This is a genomic window from Mycobacterium sp. 23, from assembly GCF_048287075.1.
In the GTDB taxonomy this organism is placed as follows: Bacteria; Actinomycetota; Actinomycetes; order Mycobacteriales; family Mycobacteriaceae; genus Mycobacterium; species Mycobacterium gordonae_B.
In genome coordinates this window covers 3,770,805-3,790,626 of record NZ_JBLVUX010000005.1, presented here as the reverse complement: position 1 = coordinate 3,790,626, position 19,822 = coordinate 3,770,805, and the positions used below count along the sequence as shown (strand labels likewise).

The following is a 19,822-nucleotide window of genomic DNA, read 5'->3' as shown; positions in this document are numbered from 1 at the left end:
GCGAAACCGCCTTCACACGTACGGGAGAACCTCGTCGACCAACCGGTGCAAGCCGGCCCAGCCGTCATCGATCGGAAGACCGCCGATCAACGGGTTGATCACGATGTCTTTACGGCCGCAGCGGATCTGCGCGAGCAACTGGTCCGGAGTCAGTATCTCGACGTTGTCGAGATGACGCAGGTCTTCGACCGACGCCGCGGGCCTCTCGTTCGGCCGGGGGACCCCGTCCCGTTTCCAGCCCGAGTACTCGGCTGCCTCGTTCATGATGAATCCGCCGTAGCGCGACCAGGCCTCGTCCGGGTCGGGATGCAGCAGGGTGACCGTGCTGCCCTTCTCCGGGTAGTAGGCGAAGCCGGTCTTGCCGTGCTTGCGTAACTCGTCGTTGTACACGGCCACCAGGTCCGGCATCGCCATCGGCGGCGAGAACGGCAACCCGAAACGTGCCGCGCGGCGGGCCGCCGCGACGGACATCCCGCCGACGAAGAAGAAGGGGTGTGGACGGGTGTGCGGCTTGGGCGTGACATTGATGACCGTGCCGCCGTACTCGAAGGATTCGTCGCCCCATGCCTGCAGCAGCACCGAGAGGCAGTGGTCCATCAGGGCGCCGCGCTGTGACCAGTCCTTGCCGACGGCGTGGTATTCCTCTGGGCGGTAACCCATTCCGGCCACGAAGCTGAACCGGCCCTGAGCCAGATTGTCCAGCACGGCGATGTCCTCGGCGAGCCTGATCGGATCGTAGAGCGGAACGATCAGCGCATTGATGCTGATCCGGACGCGGCGGGTGCGTCCCGCCAGTGCGGCGGCCAGCAGCAACGGCGACGGCAGCCAACCCGTGGCGGCCAGGTGGTGCTCCTCGCCGCTGACGGCCGTGAACCCGTTCTTGTCGGCGAACTCCGCCATCTCCAGCGCAGCCCGATAGCGGTCGCCGTGACGCGCCGCCGGATCGGCGATGTTGGTCATGTTCAGCCGCAGCGCGGTGAGCAGTTCCGCCATCACTGACCGGTTTTCGGGCGCGCGAACAACGTTCCTCTGATCATTCGCTTGGCAACACCGAGGGTGGCGTCGTACGCCTCCGGTGTGTCCAGGGCTGCCGGTTCCGTCAGGCCGCGTGTCAGCGCGCAGATGGCGTCGATCGCTGCCGCGGCGTTGGTGGCAGGAGACAACGCACCCTGGCGGTCTGCGTTTTCGACGATCTCCGTCACGACGTCGCGCAGCGCCTTGGAGCCGGGGTATGGGGGCGCCCCCAGCCTCGACTGTGTGGTGCCGCCCGAGCGCACGGCGCGCAGAAAGGCGGCCAGGTGCGGGAAGTCGCGCACCAGTCGCTTCGACTCGTCCAGCACCGCATCGAGTTGATCGGCGACGTCCTCGGAGCGCTGCACGGCGCCACGCAGCCGGGGCGCGACGATGTTCTCGATCTCCTGACCGGTCGCACGCAGCAGTTCGGACTTGTTCGGAAAGTAGTGATAGAGGCTGCCGCTGGTCATGTCAGCGGCCCGGGCGATCTCGCGGATCGTCGTCTGCGAGTAGCCGACCTCTGCCACGCACCGCATGGCTGCGGTGATGATGCGGCGCCGGGTCTGCTCGCCGTCGGCGCCTACCGGGCGGCCCAGCTGAGTTCCCGGTGGGGACGAATCGGACAGGGAAGAACTGACAGTCACGCCGCTTTGCCCCCATGGAGAAGATGCTCAAAACGCCCGGTCGCGAGAACTAATTGATCGGTCGAATATATTCGACCACGTCGACATCGGCCCCGCCTCACCAGGTGGACAGCCCACGAGTAAGGACACCGCTGGCCATGGCCCGATCGCAGCTGGGCCGCCCCGTCGGGGCAAGCGGCGAGGAGACTCGCCGGCGGATCATCGGGGCGACGATGCGCTGCGTGGCGCAGGTCGGCTGCCAACGCGCCACCATCCGCGAGATCGCCCGGATGGCCAACGTCACGAGCGCCAGCCTCTACAACTACTTCCCCAACAAAGCGGAACTGCTCAAGGCGACGATCGCGGACAGGGCCGAGACCGCCCTGCCGAGATTGCGCAAGGCGGCCGACGGTCCGGGGCACGCCGTCGATCGAATCGAGGCCGTGCTCGACGAATGCGGGGCGCTGATGCGCGAGTATCCCGACCTGGCGGCGTTCGAGTGGGCGATCCGGGCCGAACACCTCGTCAGGGTCGGAGGGGAAGCCCGGTTCGAGGCTTTCCGCGGGATCATCGAAGGCCTGGTGGACGAGGCCCACCGAAACGGCGAGCTCGGTGACCATCCTGATTTGCACGCCACCGGGGAAGCGATCTACGCGCTCATCTACGGCTTGACCGAGCTGGCCGCGGCGCTGCCGCCCGACGAGTACCACGCTGCGCTGGACGCTGCCAAAGTAATGGTCAGAGGCGAACTCTTCGCTCCGGGAAGCTAGCATCTTCTGATGCGATCAAGCGATCGATTATCGGGACTGGCTCGCTGAGAGTGGGGTCGAGGGTTTGACCGGAACTGTCGGGCGCACATTCGACGTGGAAGCGCTGCGCCAGAAGTATGCGCAGGAGCGTAACCGGCGACTGCGTCCTGACGGGATCGCTCAGTATGTGGAGATCGCGGGGGAGTTCGCCCGGTTTGCGGCCGACCCGTGGGCGGACGACGACTTCACCCGTGAGCCGGTCACCGACGAGGTGGACGTGGCGATTGTCGGGGCAGGGTTCGGTGGGTTGCTGACCGGTGTGCGGCTACGCCAACTCGGGGTCGAGAGCATCCGGCTCATCGATCGCGCGGCTGACGTCGGCGGCACCTGGTACTGGAACCGCTATCCGGGGATCGCGTGCGACGTCGAGTCCTACGTCTACATCCCACTGCTGGAAGAGCTGGGTTACGTCCCGGAGCAGAAGTATGCGAAGGGGTCGGAGATCTTCGGGCACTGCCGGCGAATCGCCGAACACTACGATCTCTACCGGGATGCCTGCCTGCAGACCGACGTGCATGAAATCCGTTGGGATGCCGACATTTCCCGCTGGGTAATCAGGACGAACCACGGCGACGAGATGCGGGCGAAGTTCGTCTCGATGGCCAACGGGTACCAGGCCAAGCCCAAGTTGCCCGGCATCCCGGGCATCAACGACTTCCGCGGCCACATGTTTCACACCAGCCGATGGGACTACGCGTACACCGGTGATCAACTGGAGAATCTCTCGGACAAGCGGGTCGGCATCATCGGAACCGGGGCCACCGCGGTGCAGTGTGTGCCTCACCTCGGGGCGGCGGCACAGCGGCTGTACGTGTTCCAGCGCACCCCGTCGTCCGTGGACGTGCGCGCCAACGGTCCAACGGATCCGCTGTGGGCCAACGCCTTACAGCCCGGGTGGCAGCGCGAACGGATCGAGAATTTCCAGATACTCACCTCCGGGGGGCAGGCGGACCAGGATCTGGTCGCCGATGCCTGGACGAGCATCACCCGCAAACTGCCGGTGATGCGCCACGACACCGATGCGACCGTCAGTCCCGAGCAACGCACCCGGGATATCGAGGTCGCGGATTTCGCGAAGATGGAGGAGATTCGGGCACGTGTGGATGAGATCGTGCTCGATCCCGCGACGGCCGAAGCTCTCAAGCCGTGGTACGGCTACTTCTGTAAGCGGCCGTGTTTCCATGACGACTACCTGCAGACCTTCAACCGTGAGAATGTCACGCTGGTGGACACCCGTGGACGGGGCGTCCAACAGATCACTGAGGCCGGTGTAGTGGTCGACGGGGTGACCTATGAGCTTGACTGTCTGATCTTCGCAACGGGTTTCGAAGTGGGCACCGATTACTCCCGGCGCACCGGCTTCGAGCTGATCGGCCGTGACGGCGTGACCTTGACGCAGCGGTGGAGCGACGGGGTGCGCACCTTCCAGGGCCTGTGCGCCAACGGTTTTCCCAACTGCTTCATCGAAAGTATCGCCCAGGCCGGATTGACCGTCAATTTCCCCTATCTGCTGGACGTCCAGGCCACCCATGCCGCCTGGATCATCGCCTGGGCTCTGCAGCACGGGGTGAGTGAAGTCGAGGCGTCGGCCGCGGCGGAAGCCTCCTGGGTCGAGACGGTGGTGCAGCGGGCGGAGGCCACCGCGGAGCGGGCCAGGACCTGCACACCCGGTTACTACAACCGGGAAGGCAAGGCGGACGCGAAGACCCGTCAAGGCAGCTTCTTCTTCGGTGGCCCTACCGAATACGCCGACCTGCTGGCCGCATGGCGGGCCGATGGGGACCTGTCGGGCTTCGACATTCGCCCTACCCGGGACCTTCCGTGAGGTATGTCCTCGGTCGGATCAGGGCGGCCGGGCGCCGCCGGCCTTCCCCGAAGGTGGCGATCATCGGGGCCGGGTTCGGCGGCCTGGGCGCCGCGGTTGCGCTGCGTCGCGCCGGTATCGATGACCTGGTGATCATCGAAGCCGCCGACGGCGTCGGCGGGACCTGGCGGCGCAACTCCTACCCGGGCGCGGCCTGTGACATCCAGAGCCACCTCTATTCATTTTCATTCGCGCCCAACAAGTCCTGGAGCCGAACCTACGCCCGGCAGCCCGAGATACTCGCCTATCTCGAGTCGGTGGCCGACGATTTCGACCTCCGGCGCCACCTCATGCTCAACACCGCGCTGCGGTCTGCCCGCTGGGACGACGGAGCCGGACGGTGGAACTTGCAGCTGGACCGTCAAGGCAGCGATCGGGATCTCGCCGTCGACGTCGTCGTCTGTGCCGCCGGTCTTTTCGGATCCGTGCGACTTCCAGAGATCGCCGGCCTGACCGAATTCGGTGGCGCCCTCATGCACACCGCGCAGTGGGATCACGACGTCGACCTGACCGGCAAGCGGGTGGCGGTGATCGGAACCGGCGCCAGCGGCGTGCAGGTCATCCCCGAGCTGGCGAGGATCGCCGGGCACCTCACGGTTTTCCAGCGGACACCGCCCTGGATGGTGCCCAAAGAGGACCGGCCATACAGCGCAACGGAATTGGCGCAGTTTCGGCGGAACCCGCTGGCCGCGCGCCGGAAGCGTTGGGAGATCTGGAAATTCCAGCACGACAACACCGCGACCATGGCCGACGACCCGATCGTCGCCGCGCGATCGCAATTCGCGACATCGTTTCTGGAACGCACCGTTCCCGATGAGCAGTTGCGCCGCGATCTGACGCCGGACTATCCGTTCCGCTGCAAACGCGTGTTGTTGGGTGACGATTTCTACCGGGCGCTGCAACGGGACAACGTCACTCTGGTCACCGATCCCGTCGAGCGGTTGACGAAGACCTCGGTGGTCACGGCGTCGGGGGCCACGGTCGATGTGGACGCCCTCGTGCTCGCCACCGGATTCGAAACGTCGCACTACCTGTCAGGCATCGATGTGGTGGGTGCAGGGGGACAGAACCTGCACCAACGGTGGGGTGCCGACCCGACCGCCTATCTGGGCGTAGCGGTGCCGGGGTTCCCGAATTTCTTCATGCTCTACGGGCCCAACACCAACCAGGGCGGCAATTCGATCGTCTACATCCTCGAGGCGGGAGCGCGACTGGTGGCCAGTGCGGTGTCCCGGATCGCCCGTCGCGGAGGATTCCTCCAGGTGCGTCCCGAGGCCGAGCAGCGCTACAACGACCGACTCTCGGCGGACTTGGAACGCTCCATCTGGACGCAGTGCGACAGCTACTTCCGCTCACCCAGCGGTCGCGTCGTGACCCAGTGGCCGTACACCGAGTTGGAATACGCACGCCGTACCTGGCGGGTCCGGCCCGGCGACTGGGTGCACGCCCAAGCCGCTTCGCCGAAAATTGCCGCAGGGCGACTGCCGAATCGACCCTAAACTATCAACTGATTGATTATTCGCCGAAAATGCTCCACCACCCTCGGCGACGTGCATACGATCAATTGATTGATTATGCAACCGGCTGGAAGGTCGAGGATGTCGTACGTGCTGGCAATCCCTGAGTTGTTGTCGTCGGCGGCGACGGAACTGGCGGGTCTCGGCTCGACGCTGATTGCCGCCAATGCCGCGGCGGCGCTGCCGACAAGCTCGCTCCTGGCCGCGGGGCAAGACGAGGTGTCGGCGGCCATCGCCGCGTTGTTCGCCGGTCACGCCCGCGAGTATCAGGCCGTCAACGGCCAGGTCGAGGCGTTTCACCAGCAGTTTGTGCGGATGCTGACGTCCGGCGCGGCCTCGTACGCCGCCGCCGAGGTGGCCAACGCCAACCCGTTCGAGCAGGCGCTCGAGCTGATCAACGCGCCGTCCAGGACGCTGACCGGCCGCCCGCTGATCGGCAACGGCGCGGACGGACTGGCCGGCACGGGTCAGGACGGTGGCGCCGGAGGACTGTTGTACGGAAATGGCGGCAAAGGTGGATCGGGAGCGGCCGGCCGCGCCGGCGGTAACGGCGGCAGCGCCGGACTGATCGGTAACGGCGGCGCGGGGGGTCAGGGTGGTGCCGGGGTCGATGCCACCAGGGCGGCGCCTGCAGGCGGCCGCGGCGGCAGTGGCGGGTTGCTGGCCGGCAACGGTGGTGCCGGCGGAGTGGGCGGCGCCGGCGTGATCGGTGGCGCCGGGGGTGCCGGCGGGCACGCCGGACTGGTGGGCGACGGCGGCACCGGGGGCACCGGTGGATCCGGCCAGACACCGGGTACGGGTGGGTCGGGAGGCTCCCGCGGGCAACTCGCTGGCCACGATGGTGCGCAGGGGGCGACAGGAACGAAGCTCAGCGCCCCGGGCAACCCCGGTACGCCGACTGATCCGGGTACGCCGACTGATCCGGGTACGCCGACTGATCCGGGTACGCCGACTGATCCGGGTACGCCGACTGATCCGGGTACGCCGACTGATCCGGGTACGCCGACTGATCCGGGTACGCCGACTGATCCGGGTACGCCGACTGATCCGGGTACCCCGACCGATCCGGGTAACCCGACGGACCCGGGTAATCCGTCCGACCCATCTGGCCAGAACGCGGTGGACGCCGCCCGCGACGGCAAGATCAGCTCCTCCAACGGCGGGACCATCACCGACGGCAACCTCAAGGAGATCTCCGGCATTGACGCCGGCATCAACAATCCCGATGTCTACTGGGTACACAACGATTCCGGAGACAGCGCCCGGATCTTCGCCGTGGACGCCAAGACCGGTCAGACCCTGGCCACCTACAAGCTCAGTGGCGCAACGGCCAGCGACTGGGAGGACATCGAGGTTGCCAGGGGCGCTGACGGGAAGTCGTACATCTACGTCGGGGACATCGGTGACAACGGCCTGTCGCGCAGCAACGTCACGGTCTACCGGGTCCCCGAGCCGATCGTCACCGGCACCGCCGCCAATCCCACGAACGGCTCCCTGTCCGGAGTCGAACAGCTTCGGCTGCAGTATCCGGGCGGCGAGAAAATCAACTCCGAGGCGCTGGCGGTCGACCCAAACACGCACAACCTCATGGTCATCGAGAAGACCAGCGGCAGCGTCTCCCGGGTGTTCTCCACCCCGGACAGCGGGTGGACCAGCGCCGGCAGCAGCGCCACCCCGACGCAGTGGAATCAGGTTGCCACTCTTGACATGTCGAACTCCGGGTCGAAACTCGTCACCAGCGCCGACTTCTCGCCGGACGGCTCGCAACTGGCGGTGCGGACGTATCGCGATGTGCTGCTGTGGGATCGCGCCCCGGGAACCAGCGCCTGGTCGCCGTTCAGCCAGCAACCGGTCGACGGGCCGGTGGTCAGCGAAACCCAGGGCGAAGCGATCGCCTTCCACCCCGACGGCCAGGGCTACGTGACTGTCAGCGAGGGAACCGGTCAGACGTTGCACGAGTACACCATTCGCTGATGAAAGCCGTGATCAGCGGCGGTCTGGCCTGCGCGGCTTTATCTTCTGCCTGATTCTCACCGCTGCCGCGAACCGGCCGGATCGTTAGCATCGACGAATTGCCCGTCGACCGTACGAGTGGGGATCGTTGTGAGTGGCCGTCTGCCTTGGCTTGGTCGGGTGCCCTGGCTCAACGTCCTCGGCGTTACGGCAATCGTATTCGCGGCAACCGCGATCGTGGTGAAGAACCTGCCCGAGGACCGGTCGAACCAGATCCTCAACGTCTCATATGACCCGACACGTGAGTTGTACGCGGCGATCGACCACGCCTTCACCGCCCAGTACGGAAACAAGTTGGTTATCAAGCAGTCTCACGGCGGTTCGGGCCGGCAGGCGCGCAGCGTGGTGGACGGGTCCCAGCGGGCCGACGTGGTGTCGCTGGCGCTGATCAGTGACATCGACATCTTGGCCAGGCGCGGACTGCTGCCGTCCGACTGGCGGCAACGGCTGCCCAACAACTCCGTCCCGTACACCTCGACGATCGTGTTCCTGGTCCGCAAGGGCAACCCCAAGGGCATTCGCGACTGGCCCGACCTGTTGAACCGTGATGTCGCCATCGTGTCGCCGAACCCGCGCACGTCGGGTAATGGTCAGCTCAGCGTGCTGGCCGCCTGGGGTTCGGTCATCACGCGCGGCGGCAGCCCTGAACAGGCCGGCAGCTATGTGCGGGCACTGCTTCAGCATGTCGCTGTGGCCGATGCCGGGGCCCGAGGGGCCGGGGTCAGCTTCGCCGTCCAGCGGATCGGTGATGTGCAATTGACCTGGGAGAACGAGGCGCTGCGCGAAGTCGCCGCCAACAAGGACGAACTCGAGATCGTCTACCCGCCGGTGAGCATTTTGGCCGAGCCCGCGGTGGCATGGGTGGACGCGAACCTCACCGATCCCAGGGCGGCGACGTATGCGAAGGACTACCTGCGTTACCTGTTCACCGATGCCGCACAGGAAGTGATCGCTCAGTACGGCTACCGGCCGTTCCGTCCGGATGTCCTCGCGCGGCATGCCGACCGGCTCCCGGCTCTGACGTTGTTCCCCGTCACCGCCGTCGCTCGGGATTGGACCGACGCTCGGGAGAAGTTCTTCAGCGACAACGGAATTCTGGACACCCTGACGGCGCCCCCGGTCCTCGCGGCGCCGGCGACGTAGAGGCAGGCACGTGGGCCATCCATTTCAGTACGGCTGGATCAAAGGGCGGGCGGATCTCATCGCCGGTCTGACTGTCGCGGCCATCTCGTTTCCGCAAGCGATCGCGTACGCGCTGATCGCCGGGGTGGACCCGAAGTTCGGCGTCTACTCGGCCATCGTGGTGACGACGATCGCGTCGATCTTCGGGTCCTCCTCACACCTGATCAACGGCCCGACGAGTGCGATTTCGCTGCTGGTCTTCACCGCGCTGGCATTCATCGACTCGGAGAACACCGGACAGCTCTACCAGGCGCTGTTCCTGCTCGGGGTGTTGGTGGGGGCGTTCCAGATCATCATCGCGGTGTTCCGGCTGGGCAATCTCACCCGCTATATCTCCGAATCCGTGATCATCGGTTTCATGGCGGCGGCCGCCTTTCTGCTCGCCATCGGACAGCTCGGTAATGCGTTGGGCGTCAAGGACAAAGGCAACGGCCATATGCAGGTGCTGCGGCGCGTATGGCTCACGCTCTTCCACGGGGACGCGATCAATTACCGCGCGGTGATCATCAGCGCCTCCGCGGTAGTGCTGGCTGTGGTGCTGCGAAAGGTCGTGCAGCGCTTCGGGTTGCCGCAGATCGACATGCTCGCGGTACTGGTCATCACGGCCGTGATCGCCTATGTGGCCGGTTGGTCCGTTCCGGGCACAGGTGGCCGCACCGCGGTGTCGGTGGCGGCCAAGGTGCCGCGTAGCCTGCCCACCCCGCACATCCCCGACGTCAACACGGCGTGGTTGCCGGAACTGTCGACGGGGGCGCTGGCCATCGCGTTCGTCGGCATCATCGAAGCCCTGTCGATCGCGAAAGCCATTGCGCACCAGACCCAGCAGAAGCTGGACTACAACCGTCAGATCATGGCCGAAGGACTGGCCAACCTCGGTGGCGGGTTCTTCCAGAGTCTGCCCGGCTCGGGGTCGTTGTCGCGCTCGGCGATCAACTATCAATCCGGTGCCGCGACCCGATTCTCCGGGATCGTCTCGGCCGCAACGGTTGCCGTGGCGCTACTGTTGTTCGCGCCCTTGTTGCGCTATGTACCGCAGCCCGCGCTGGCCGGACTGCTGCTGGTGACCGCGGCTCGGCTCGTCGACTTCAAGCGACTCATCTACACGTTGAAGGCGTCTCGGTACGACGCCGGGCTGGTGGTCGTGACAGCCCTGACGGGAATCGCCATAGACCTCGACAAGGCCGTGCTGCTCGGGGTGATTCTGTCGATCCTGCTGTTCGTGCCCCGAGCGGCCAAACTCAAGGCAACCGAACTCATCGTCACGCCCGAACGCGTCGTCCGCGAGCGTGTTCGGGGCGACGAGCCGGACGCCAGCACCGTCATCTACGACCTGGAAGGTGAGCTGTTCTTCGGAGCCGCGCCGGAATTGGACCGCCACCTCGCGGATTTGACGCACCGGATCGAGGCGGAGGATCAGGGCAAGATCGTGATCCTGCGACTTAAACGCGTTCGGCACCCCGACGTGGTGTGCATCGAGCGAATCGAGCACTTCCTGCGCGAACTCACGGACCGCGACGTCACCGTGCTGCTCGCCGGCGTGCGCCCCGACACCGCCGAGATTCTCAAAAACGTCGGCTTCCAAAGCTGGTTCCCCGCCGAGCACGTCTTTCCCGAGGAGGACCGGGAGTTCTCGGCGACCCTGAAGGCCGTGCGCTATGCCCACGCCAAAGCGGCAGACCGGCCCGGGGCGGAACCCGACCTTTACTACCTGGTCTGAGAATTCACGGCGTCCCCGCCTTCACCGCTGCGATGACACCACCGTCCACCAACAGGTCGGTGCCGGTGATGAACGAGGCATCGCTGCCGAGCAGAAACGCGGCCGCCGCGGCGATGTCGTCGGGGGTGCCGATGCGGCCGGTCCCGGACATGGCGATCATGGCCCGCATCCCGTCGCCGACGGGCGAGGCGAGTTCCTGCTGACCCATCGGCGTGGAGATGATGCCTGGGCTGATCGAGTTGATGCGGGCGCCACGGCGGCCCCATTGCGCACTGGCGCCACGGACGCGAATCAGATTGGCTTGCTTGGCGATCGGGTAGGCGAAGTTCGGCTCCGTGATCTTCCTGACGAGATCCAGCGTGAGCAGTTCCTCTGGCGGATTGTGCGCCAACGCCCTTTCCTGCTCGGCGGACAGCGGCGGGAACATGTGGCCCGCCATGCTGGCGATGACGACGCCCGCGCCGCCGGGCGCGATGACCTCGCCGAACTCCCGCAGCACCAGCGCGACGCCGAGTAGGTCCACGGCCAGGATCGCCTCGGCCGCGGCCTGCGCCGGTGAGAGGCCGGCGGTGTGGGCCAGTTGAACGATGGGACCGAGGGAGGCTGCGAACCCGGCAAGCGCGTGCACCGACTCCGCGGAGGAGACATCGACGGTCTGACTCTCGACGTCGTAACCATCCGCGGAAAGGGAGTCGGCGACCGAGGCCAGTACCTGCTCGTTGTTGTCAGCCAGCAACACCGTCTTCGACGAACCAAGGCGCCGGGCAATCGCCTGCCCCATCCCCCCGACACCGATGATTACCAGCACTTCTCGATGCACCGTCACGCCATCTCTCCTGTCCGCGTTGATCGAAAAATGGTGGTCCGGCCGCTACGTTGGACGAGGTGCCGACGCAACAACCGTGGAATATCAATATCCACTACAACGCACTGGTGGATGCACAGGTCCCTACCGGTGCCCAGCAGGTCCTCGACGTGGGCTGTGGTGACGGCTTCCTGGCCGCACTGCTGGCCGAGCGGATACCGCGGGTCGTCGCGCTCGACATCGACGAGCCCGTATTGCAGCGCGCGGCCGCCAGGTTTCCCGATGCGCCAGTGCAGTGGCGGCACGGCGACGTGATGACGGCCGACTTGCCCGGCTTCGACGCGGTGGTGTCCAACGCCGCCCTGCACCATATCGACGACTCGCGGGCCGCATTGGCGCGGCTTGCGCAGCTGGTGCGGCCCGGAGGAAAGCTGGCCGTGGTGTCTTTCGTCAAACCGTCTCTGCAAGAAGTCTTCTGGCACCTGACTTCGTGGACCGCCTGCGCCGTCGTCAATCAGATCCGAGGTAAATGGGAGCACACCGCACCGATCAAATGGCCACCACCGGACAACTTCGCCCAGCTGCGCGCACACGCTCGGGAAGTGCTTCCCGGGGTGCGGGTCCGGCGACTGCTCTACGGACGTGTGCTGATCACTTGGCGGGCAACCTAATCCGATCCCATGGCAGCGGCGCTGGCCGCGCTGATGAGTTTGACGGCCTCATTGCGGGGCAGTGCGCCCAGCAGCTGCATACCTGCCCGCAACTCCTCGCCCACGATCCAGGTCGGCCCGCCGGTCAGGTTGTCGAAAGCCTCCGCGATAACGTCGTCCACGGCGACGGCGACGGCGACGGCGCCGGGCGGCGCATCGTCGGGCGACGCGATCTGTCCGCGGCTGTACTCCAGTTCGCGCAGCGCAGGGGTGTCTGTCTTGCCGAGGATCAGACCCAGGACGTCGACGCCTTTGTCGTGCAACTCGGCCCACAACGCCTCGGCGAAGACCATGTCGAAAGCCTTGGAAGCCGCGTAGGCCACCATGTTGGGTCCGCCGGCGAACCCGGCACCGGAGCCGAAGATGACGATGCCGCCGCGGCCGCGCTCGACCATCGGCAGTGCGAAGTGGTGACACAACTGCGCCGGGACCATGCAGTTGCGTTGCACCATCGACTCGGCGGCCTGGACCGGACTGGACAGAAAAGGCGTGAAATTCGGGTCCGCCCCGGCGCAATAGACAAGAAACCCGATCTCCAGGTCGGCGGTGGCCTCAGCGATAGCGGCCGCCGCCCCGGGCGCCGCGAGGTCGACCGCGAAAGTCCGGGCCTGTGCCGACGTGGCCGAAACAATCTGGGCGGCAACGTCATCGAGCACCGCCTGGCGGCGGGCCAGCAGGACGACGTTGACGCCCCGCTCAGCAAGCCCCCGGGCGAACGCGGCGCCCACGCCGTCGGACGCACCTGCCACCAGCGCCCAGGGCCCGTACTTCGCCGCGAATGTCACCCGTAGCCCCTAGCCGACCGTACTGACTCGCACTGGGGTGAAACGCCTACGGGCGATCTGCCAGCCTTGCTGCGTGCGCACCATCTCGTCGTCGTAGAAGCCGATGCCGTTGACACCCGACTTGTTGTCGGCGGCCATGATCAGGGCGTCGACGTACGTACGGGCCACCGCGTTGTCGCCGTTGACGTCAATGGCCTGATTGGTCAGCCGGTGCAGGGTGTGCCCGGCCATCGCATGCACCTTCTCCATGAAGTCGGTGACGGCGTCGACCCCGCTCCATGCGCCGATCTCGCCGTAGTCCAGTTGACAGTCTTCGGTGAACACCGTGCGGAACAGCGACCAGTCACGCCGGTCGATCCCGGTGGCATATCTCACCAGCAGGTCGGAGATATCGTCGCGGTCCGTCATGCCTGACTGAGTTTGCCGATGGCGGCCTGCAGCTTGGCTGCGGCTTCATCGGCGACCTCCTGCAAGCCCGGCTGGTCCACGACGCGGACCATCAACTGGGGGTCCATCGCCTCGACCAGGACACCGCCGTCCTCGGCGGCGCGCAGCACCACGTTGCACGGCAGCAGCTGTCCGATGTGGCGGTCCACGTCCAGGGCGCGGTGCGCAAGCTGTGGGTTGCAGGCGCCGAGGATCAGGTAGTCCTCCATGTCCTCGCCGAGCTTCTGCTTCAGCGTGGCTTTGACGTCAATTCTGGTGAGTACCCCGAAGCCCTGTTCGGCCAGAGCCTGCGTCGTCTGTTCGACGGCATCGCCGAACGAGGTGTGCAAGGTGGCGGTCAATCCCGCGGTTCCGAGTGTCATGACTTATTCCTTTCTCCTTCTCAGGCCAGAGCCAGGAAGAGTTTCTCCAGCTCGGCTTCGCTCAGCGGCGGCGAGTCGCCGTGCTGGGTGCCGTTGATGCAGTCACGCAGTCCGCAGGCGACGATCTTGAACCCGGCGCGGTCGAGCGCCTTCGAGACCGCCGCGAGTTGAGTCACGACGTCTTTACAGCTGCGGCCCTGCTCGATCATCGCGATCACGCCACCAAGTTGTCCCTGTGCGCGACGCAACCGATTGAGCACCGCGCCCATCGTGTCTTCGTCTGCGTTCATCGAATGCCTTCCTGTCTCATCCCGGTTCCATACTATACCAATACCCCCACCGGTATCAGTATAGTGCGGGTATGGATCAACAGCATCGTCACCAAGACGTCCTTAATGACCTCAACCCGCAGCATCGTGCCCTGCGCCAGATGATCCCAGGCGTGTACGCCGGATTCGGCGAGATGAGCAAAGCGGCCATGGCTTCCGGCGCCCTGGACGCGAAGTACAAAGAACTGATCGCGCTCGCGATCGGTGTCGTGCACGGCTGTGACGGCTGCATCGCCTCCCACGCTAAAGCGGCGGTCCGTGCCGGCGCCTCCAAGGAGGAGGCGGCGGAAGCGGTAGGTGTCAGCATCATGATGCACGGCGGACCGGCCACCATCTACGGCGCCCGCGCCTACGACGCGTTCTGTGAATTCGCCGACGCCGCATCCGGAACATAACCTCGATCTATGGAACTGCGGCAGCTGCGGTACTTCGTGGCGGTTGCCGAGGAACTGCACTTCGGCCGCGCGGCGCAGCGCCTGCATATCTCGGGGCCGGCTTTGTCGCAACAGATCGTGGCGCTGGAACGAGACCTGGGTGCGGAGCTGTTCGTCCGCGACCGTCGCTCTGTCCGGTTGAGTCAGAGCGGCCGGACGCTGCTGCCGGATGCGCGTCGCATGCTGGCGCTGGCCGACGACGCGAAAAGCCGGGTGCGGCAGGCGGGGGAGATCTCCGCGCCCGTCCGGCTCGGATACGTGAGTTGGCTGCCCGACGATGTGACAAGCCTGGTCTGCGACGTGGCCGTGCGCATCGATGAATGGGTGCTGCCCTCGCATGTGCAAGCCGACCGGGTGGCCGAGGGCAGCCTCGACGTCGCGCTGACCTGGGTCACCGGGCGGCAGGCCACAGAGCGCGGGCTGACCTCGCACCTGTTGCGCGCGGAGCAGCTGGGCGCGGTGCTTCCCGGGGTCGACTCCACCGAACCCGTTGCGGCAAGGCAACTTCGGATTCTCGTCGACGCCGACGAATCGGCCTGGCAGTCATGGAATCGGTTCGCGCGGGAATTCGCCGCGGACACCGGGGCGCGCGTCGTCGACATCGACGACGGCGGTATCACCGGCCCCGCGTTCTATGCGCATGTCCGCCGACTCGGTGCTGCTGTGCTGGCCTCGCCCAAACGCCACACTGCGGTGCCGCCGCCGAGCCTGGGGCAACGACTCGTGGCCAATCCTGTTCCGGTGTGGACGTGGTCGCTGGTGCACCGAAGCGACGAGGAACGCGCCGCCGTGCACGGGCTGGTCGACGCACTGCTGGGCGTTGCCGGCCGCTACGGGTGGCGCACGCCTCCCGTCGGGCGGTGGTGGACCCCGTCCGACGATCCGCATCGAAGGGTGCTCGCGCACGCCGCTGAACAGCACTAGGAAGTATGGCCGAAGACAGGTAGCCAAAGAGTCCTGGACGCACCGTGGCGGACGCGCTTGAGTCGGGGTATCGACGAGAGAAAGGCGAAAGCCGATGGCGCCGAGCTACATTGTGGACGGTCTCGCGGGCTTTGTGGTCCGCGCGCAACACCCGGATCTGGCAGGCGCGTCCAGGGCGGCGCTCAAGCGCAATGTGCTGGACAGCGTCGCCTGCGCGATCGGGGCTCTGGACGGCGAACTCGTCCCCGCCGTTCGCGCCCAGGCCGACGAATTCAGTGGACGCCGTAGCGCGACACTCGTCGGCGGTGGCACTGCCTCGGTGGATCAGGCGGCGTTCTTCAACACCGTCCTCGTCCGTTACCCGGATCTGCTCGACACGTATTTGACCCGCGGCGGTCTGTGCCACCCGGCCGACAACTTCGGAGCCATCCTCGCCGTCGCCGAGCATCTCGAGGCCTCGGGTGCGAATTTCCTTCTCGCCCTTGCGGTTGCCTACGAAGTGCAGTGCCGGTTCAGCGCGGCAGTGCCGGTGATGGCGCATGGCCTCAACCATGCGCTGCAACTGGCGATGTCAGTTGCGGCAGGCTCGGCGAAGCTCATGGGCCTGGACGCCGGCCGGACCGCTGCCGCCATCTCGGCCGCCACGGCCGATAACGTCTCGCTCGCCGCGGTGCACGCCGAACCGGTCTCCAACTGGAAAGGAATCTCGCCGGCCGTCACCGGTATGCGCGCGGTCTACGCCACCATGCTGGCGAGCCGCGGTATCACCGGGCCCCGGACGCTGTTCGAGGGCCCGCACGGACTGGCCCAGCTCTTCGATCAGCCCATCGATTTGGACATCGGCACAACAGAACTCACCGCGGCCGAACACACCTACCTCAAGCGGTACTGTGCGCTGATCCATGGGCAGGTGATCATCGACGCCGTTCTGGCGCTGTGCGATGCGCACGGACTACGCGGCCGGGACGTCGCCTCGGTGACGCTGGAAGTTTTCCAGGGCGCGTTCGACTTCGCCGGTGGCGGTGCATACGGAAACAAGGACCATCCGTCGACGAAAGAGCAAGCGGACTACAACCTCAGGTATCTGACCGCGGTCGCGCTGCTCGACGGTGATGTCGGCCCGGAACAGCTTGAGAATGACCGGGTTCGGCGCTCCGACGTACAGGATCTGTTGACCCGGGTCGTCGTCGAACCGGCCGCGGACCTCACCGCGGCCTACCCCGATCGCACGGCCGCCCGGGTACGGGTCGTGACGCAGGACGGGCGAAGCTTGAGCCGCGAGCAATCCGATTACGAGGGCTCGCCCAGCCACCCGATGTCGTGGGACCGCGTCGTCGAGAAGTTTCACTGGCTGGCCGAGCCGTTCTGCGGTGCAGGGCTGTGCGGCGAGATCATCGATGTGGTCCGGCGGATCGACGAGATTGCCGTTCGCGATCTCACCGCGCTGCTAGGTGCCGTCAGCCCGACGGCCAGCCGGACGCGCAGCGCCCGGCGGTCGTGACGAACGCCGACACCGGCGCCGCCTTGCGCGTTTTGCCGCTGGCGTTGAATGATCGGCGTCAAACTCGCCGAAGGAGCGCACGTGGGGAAAAGCAGGAATCGCGCCGTCAACCGGTGGGAATTGGTCACCTGCGCGGTGACGGGCCACGCCACGTACGCTCCGGACGACGAGCAGCTGGCCGCGCGTCTGCACGCCAAGACCGAGCTCGGTGAGGTGTGGCGTTGTCTGCGCTGCGGCGACTTCGCGCTGGGCGAACCGCACGGCCGCGGCCATCCCGAAGATGCACCGATGATCATGCGGGGCAAGGCTTTACGTCAGGCCATTATCATCCGCGCGCTGGCCGTGGAGCGGCTCGGGCGGGCAGTCGTGCTGGGTCTGGCCGCGTGGGCGGTGTGGACCTTCCGCGGTGCGCGGGGCGCCATTCAGGCCACCCTCGATCGCGACCTGCCGGTCTTTCGCGCCGCCGGTTTCAAAGTCGACCAGATGTCGGCGATCCATGAACTGGAGAAGGCGCTGGCGGCCAAACCGTCCACCCTCACCCTGATCACCTGCCTGCTCGCCGCCTACGCCGTGCTGCAGATCGTCGAAGGCGTCGGCCTGTGGCTGATGAAACGCTGGGGTGAGTACTTCGCGGTGGTGGCGACCTCGGTGTTTCTGCCGCTGGAGATTCATGACCTACTCAAGGGCATCACCACGACGCGGGTGGCGACTCTGACGATCAACATCGCCGCGGTGCTCTATCTGCTGATCTCCAAGCGGCTGTTCGGGTTACGGGGCGGCCGCAAAGCCTACGAAGAGGAGCGGCAGGGCGAACAACTGCTCGATCTGGAACGCGCGGCGATGACGGCGGAATGAGTGGGCACCTACGCGATCACCGGATCCGCGTCCGGCATGGGGCAGGCAACGGCCGCGCGACTCCGCGGCCAGGGTCACCGGGTCATCGGTGTGGACCTCAAGGACGCTGAGGTCAGTGCGGATCTCTCGACGGCGCAGGGTCGCAAACAGGCTGCTCAGGGTGTGCTGGAAGCATCCGGCGGAACACTCGACGGCGCCGTCATGGCAGCGGGGTTGGGGCCGAATCCCGGGCGGGACCGGCCCCGCCTGATCGCAGAAGTCAATTACCTCGGCGTCGTAGACCTGCTGCAAGCCTGGCGACCCGCCCTGGCCGCCGCCGAACGCGCGAAAGTTGTGGTGGTGGCCAGTAACTCCACCACGACGGTCCCGCTGGTCCCGCGGCGGGCTGTGCGCGCCCTGCTTGCCCATGATGCCGAGAAGGCGGTGCGTGCGGTGCAGCCGTTCGGCAAGGTGGCGCCGGTGATGATGTACGCCGCCTCGAAAATCGCTGTCAGCCGGTGGGTTAGGCGGCATGCCGTGCGGCGCGAGTGGGCAGGATCTGGCGTGCGCCTGAACGCGCTGGCTCCCGGGGCCATCATGACGCCGTTACTGCAACAGCAACTTTCGACCCCGGCGGAGGCCAAAAGGGTCAGGTCGTTCCCGGTTCCGATCGGGGGCTTCGGAGACGTCGCGCACATCGCCGACTGGATCTGCTTCATGGTGTCGGATTCCGCCGACTTCCTCTGCGGCAGCGTGGTGTTCGTCGACGGCGGCTCGGACGCCTATTTCCGTGCCGACGACTGGCCCAGGCCCGTGCCCGCCCGACGACTGCTCAGCTATCTCTACCGGTTCCGGAAAGGACCGGCAGCAGTGTGACCTGGGCAATTATGCGGCTGACTTGACTTGAGTTTAGTCAGCATCGGATGATGCCAAGTATGAGCGAAACCGCGTGCGCTGCCGAGCGCGAGCAAGGCGAGCGAAACCGGACGGTCGAGTGGTCGGATCCCCTGCGCGCGGCGCAGGCGGCACGCAGCCGCAGCGGCCTGGAGTTTCTGCAGGCCATGGTGGACGGAGAGATACCGCCGCCGCCCGTCATGAGCACCATCGGTGGCCGGCTGGAGTCCGTTTCGGCGGGCTCGGCGGTCTTCACCCTGACCCCGGCCGAGTTCCACTACAACCCGATCGGGTCGGTGCACGGTGGAATGTATTGCACGCTGCTGGACTCGGCGGCCGCGTGCGCCGTGCACAGCATGCTGCCCGCCGGGGTGGGCTACACCAGCTTGGATCTGTCGGTGCGGTTCATCGGTGCGATGAGTGTCGAGACCGGGCCGGTCCGGTGTACCGGCACGGTGACGCATCTGGGCCGGCGTACCGCGCTGGCCGAGGCGAAGCTGACCAGCGGCACCGGCAAATTGCTGGCCACCGCCACCAGTAACTGCCTGATCCTGAATGCCTGACAGCGAGACGTCATGAAGTTGTCGGGACGCCTTGCCGATCGGGAGGGGTGGACGGCCGCCGACTGGTGCCCGATGGAATACGCGCTGCGGCTGATCGGCACTCATTCGGCCATGGTGCTGCTGCGCGAAGCCTTCTGGGGTGGGCGACGGTTCGACGACCTGGCGCGTCGGGCCGGAGTCACCGAACAGATTGCGGCGAAGCGTTTGCGCCAGCTGGTCGAGGCGGGTTTGCTGGACAAGCAGCCTTACCAGGAAGCCGGCCAGCGCACGCGTTACGAGTATGTGCTCACCGATCGGGGCCGCGAGCTGTTCCCGGTGCTGATCAGCCTGATTGAATTCGGCCGGCTGCTGCAGGTAGAGCCGGGCACGGAATTGATCCACGAGGGCTGCGGCGAATCCGTGGTGCCGCAGGTTCGATGCACCGCCGGGCACGAAGTTTCGTTCTCCGACGTGATGATTCGGAAAACGAAGCGCCGACCGGAAACACTGTGACGC

21 protein-coding genes are annotated in these 19,822 nt (G+C 66.3%); 14 read left to right on the top strand and 7 right to left on the bottom strand.

The window, feature by feature from the left end; all coding sequences use genetic code 11:
- Window positions 1-12 precede the first annotated feature (12 nt).
- Complete coding sequence (locus tag ACNQS7_RS18730; protein ID WP_418013701.1) at window positions 13-993, bottom strand: LLM class flavin-dependent oxidoreductase; 981 nt, start codon at window positions 991-993, stop codon at window positions 13-15.
- Window positions 993-1,658, bottom strand: coding sequence for a TetR/AcrR family transcriptional regulator (locus ACNQS7_RS18725; protein ID WP_055575977.1), 666 nt, complete (start codon window positions 1,656-1,658; stop codon window positions 993-995). Before ACNQS7_RS18725 ends, ACNQS7_RS18730 begins: the two co-directional genes overlap by 1 nt.
- A 137-nt stretch (window positions 1,659-1,795) precedes the next feature.
- Between ACNQS7_RS18725 and ACNQS7_RS18720 the strand changes: the two genes are divergently transcribed.
- From ACNQS7_RS18720 to ACNQS7_RS18695, 6 genes are all read left to right on the top strand, one after another.
- Complete coding sequence (locus ACNQS7_RS18720; RefSeq protein ID WP_418013700.1) at window positions 1,796-2,407, top strand: TetR/AcrR family transcriptional regulator; 612 nt, start codon at window positions 1,796-1,798, stop codon at window positions 2,405-2,407.
- A 64-nt stretch (window positions 2,408-2,471) separates the two neighbouring features.
- Window positions 2,472-4,271: a flavin-containing monooxygenase gene (locus ACNQS7_RS18715; protein WP_418013699.1), complete on the top strand. Its 1,800-nt coding sequence runs from the start codon at window positions 2,472-2,474 to the stop codon at window positions 4,269-4,271.
- Window positions 4,268-5,809, top strand: coding sequence for a flavin-containing monooxygenase (locus tag ACNQS7_RS18710; protein WP_418013698.1), 1,542 nt, complete (start codon window positions 4,268-4,270; stop codon window positions 5,807-5,809). The genes ACNQS7_RS18715 and ACNQS7_RS18710 overlap by 4 nt, the downstream gene beginning before the upstream one ends.
- Before the next feature lie 99 nt (window positions 5,810-5,908).
- Complete coding sequence (locus tag ACNQS7_RS18705) at window positions 5,909-7,801, top strand: PE domain-containing protein (RefSeq protein WP_418013697.1); 1,893 nt, start codon at window positions 5,909-5,911, stop codon at window positions 7,799-7,801.
- Window positions 7,802-7,924: 123 nt separating this feature from the next.
- The gene (locus ACNQS7_RS18700) at window positions 7,925-8,983 is read left to right on the top strand and encodes a sulfate ABC transporter substrate-binding protein (RefSeq protein ID WP_418016055.1); all 1,059 of its coding nucleotides are present in this window, start codon (window positions 7,925-7,927) and stop codon (window positions 8,981-8,983) included.
- A 10-nt stretch (window positions 8,984-8,993) separates the two neighbouring features.
- A complete protein-coding gene (locus ACNQS7_RS18695) occupies window positions 8,994-10,739 on the top strand; it encodes a SulP family inorganic anion transporter (RefSeq protein ID WP_310778282.1) in 1,746 nt (581 codons plus the stop codon).
- A gap of 4 nt (window positions 10,740-10,743) precedes the next feature.
- On the opposite strand, the gene ACNQS7_RS18690 is transcribed toward ACNQS7_RS18695, so the two are convergent.
- Window positions 10,744-11,559, bottom strand: coding sequence for an SDR family oxidoreductase (locus tag ACNQS7_RS18690; protein WP_418016054.1), 816 nt, complete (start codon window positions 11,557-11,559; stop codon window positions 10,744-10,746).
- A gap of 65 nt (window positions 11,560-11,624) precedes the next feature.
- On the opposite strand from ACNQS7_RS18690, the gene ACNQS7_RS18685 reads away from it, so the two are divergent.
- Window positions 11,625-12,215, top strand: a complete 591-nt coding sequence (locus ACNQS7_RS18685; protein ID WP_418013696.1) for a class I SAM-dependent methyltransferase — start codon at window positions 11,625-11,627, stop codon at window positions 12,213-12,215.
- Here ACNQS7_RS18685 and ACNQS7_RS18680 read toward each other — a convergent pair.
- The 4 genes from ACNQS7_RS18680 to ACNQS7_RS18665 are packed head-to-tail and all read right to left on the bottom strand — an operon-like array spanning window position 12,212 to window position 14,138.
- Window positions 12,212-13,039 carry an SDR family NAD(P)-dependent oxidoreductase gene (locus tag ACNQS7_RS18680; protein ID WP_418013695.1) on the bottom strand — a complete coding sequence of 276 codons (828 nt, stop codon included), beginning with the start codon at window positions 13,037-13,039 and terminating at the stop codon, window positions 12,212-12,214. The genes ACNQS7_RS18685 and ACNQS7_RS18680 overlap by 4 nt on opposite strands.
- A 9-nt stretch (window positions 13,040-13,048) precedes the next feature.
- Window positions 13,049-13,447 carry a nuclear transport factor 2 family protein gene (locus ACNQS7_RS18675; protein ID WP_418013694.1) on the bottom strand — a complete coding sequence of 133 codons (399 nt, stop codon included), beginning with the start codon at window positions 13,445-13,447 and terminating at the stop codon, window positions 13,049-13,051.
- The gene (locus ACNQS7_RS18670; protein ID WP_055575986.1) at window positions 13,444-13,848 is read right to left on the bottom strand and encodes a DUF302 domain-containing protein; all 405 of its coding nucleotides are present in this window, start codon (window positions 13,846-13,848) and stop codon (window positions 13,444-13,446) included. The genes ACNQS7_RS18675 and ACNQS7_RS18670 overlap by 4 nt, the downstream gene beginning before the upstream one ends.
- A 20-nt stretch (window positions 13,849-13,868) precedes the next feature.
- Complete coding sequence (locus ACNQS7_RS18665; RefSeq protein ID WP_418013693.1) at window positions 13,869-14,138, bottom strand: metal-sensitive transcriptional regulator; 270 nt, start codon at window positions 14,136-14,138, stop codon at window positions 13,869-13,871.
- A gap of 71 nt (window positions 14,139-14,209) precedes the next feature.
- Between ACNQS7_RS18665 and ACNQS7_RS18660 the strand changes: the two genes are divergently transcribed.
- From ACNQS7_RS18660 to ACNQS7_RS18630, 7 genes are all read left to right on the top strand, one after another.
- Window positions 14,210-14,572: a carboxymuconolactone decarboxylase family protein gene (locus ACNQS7_RS18660; protein WP_418013692.1), complete on the top strand. Its 363-nt coding sequence runs from the start codon at window positions 14,210-14,212 to the stop codon at window positions 14,570-14,572.
- Between the two features lie 9 nt (window positions 14,573-14,581).
- On the top strand, window positions 14,582-15,535 hold the full coding sequence (locus tag ACNQS7_RS18655) for a LysR family transcriptional regulator (protein WP_418013691.1): 954 nt from the start codon (window positions 14,582-14,584) through the stop codon (window positions 15,533-15,535).
- Between the two features lie 94 nt (window positions 15,536-15,629).
- A complete protein-coding gene (locus tag ACNQS7_RS18650) occupies window positions 15,630-17,036 on the top strand; it encodes an MmgE/PrpD family protein (protein ID WP_418013690.1) in 1,407 nt (468 codons plus the stop codon).
- 81 nt (window positions 17,037-17,117) lie between these two features.
- Entirely contained in the window at window positions 17,118-17,891 is a 774-nt protein-coding gene (locus ACNQS7_RS18645; RefSeq protein ID WP_310787336.1) for a DUF2127 domain-containing protein, read from the top strand.
- Complete coding sequence (locus tag ACNQS7_RS18640; protein WP_418013689.1) at window positions 17,892-18,746, top strand: SDR family oxidoreductase; 855 nt, start codon at window positions 17,892-17,894, stop codon at window positions 18,744-18,746.
- 59 nt (window positions 18,747-18,805) lie between these two features.
- Window positions 18,806-19,327, top strand: a complete 522-nt coding sequence (locus ACNQS7_RS18635) for a PaaI family thioesterase (protein WP_418013688.1) — start codon at window positions 18,806-18,808, stop codon at window positions 19,325-19,327.
- 72 nt (window positions 19,328-19,399) lie between these two features.
- A complete protein-coding gene (locus ACNQS7_RS18630; RefSeq protein WP_418013687.1) occupies window positions 19,400-19,819 on the top strand; it encodes a winged helix-turn-helix transcriptional regulator in 420 nt (139 codons plus the stop codon).
- The last annotated feature ends 3 nt before the right edge of the window (window positions 19,820-19,822 follow it).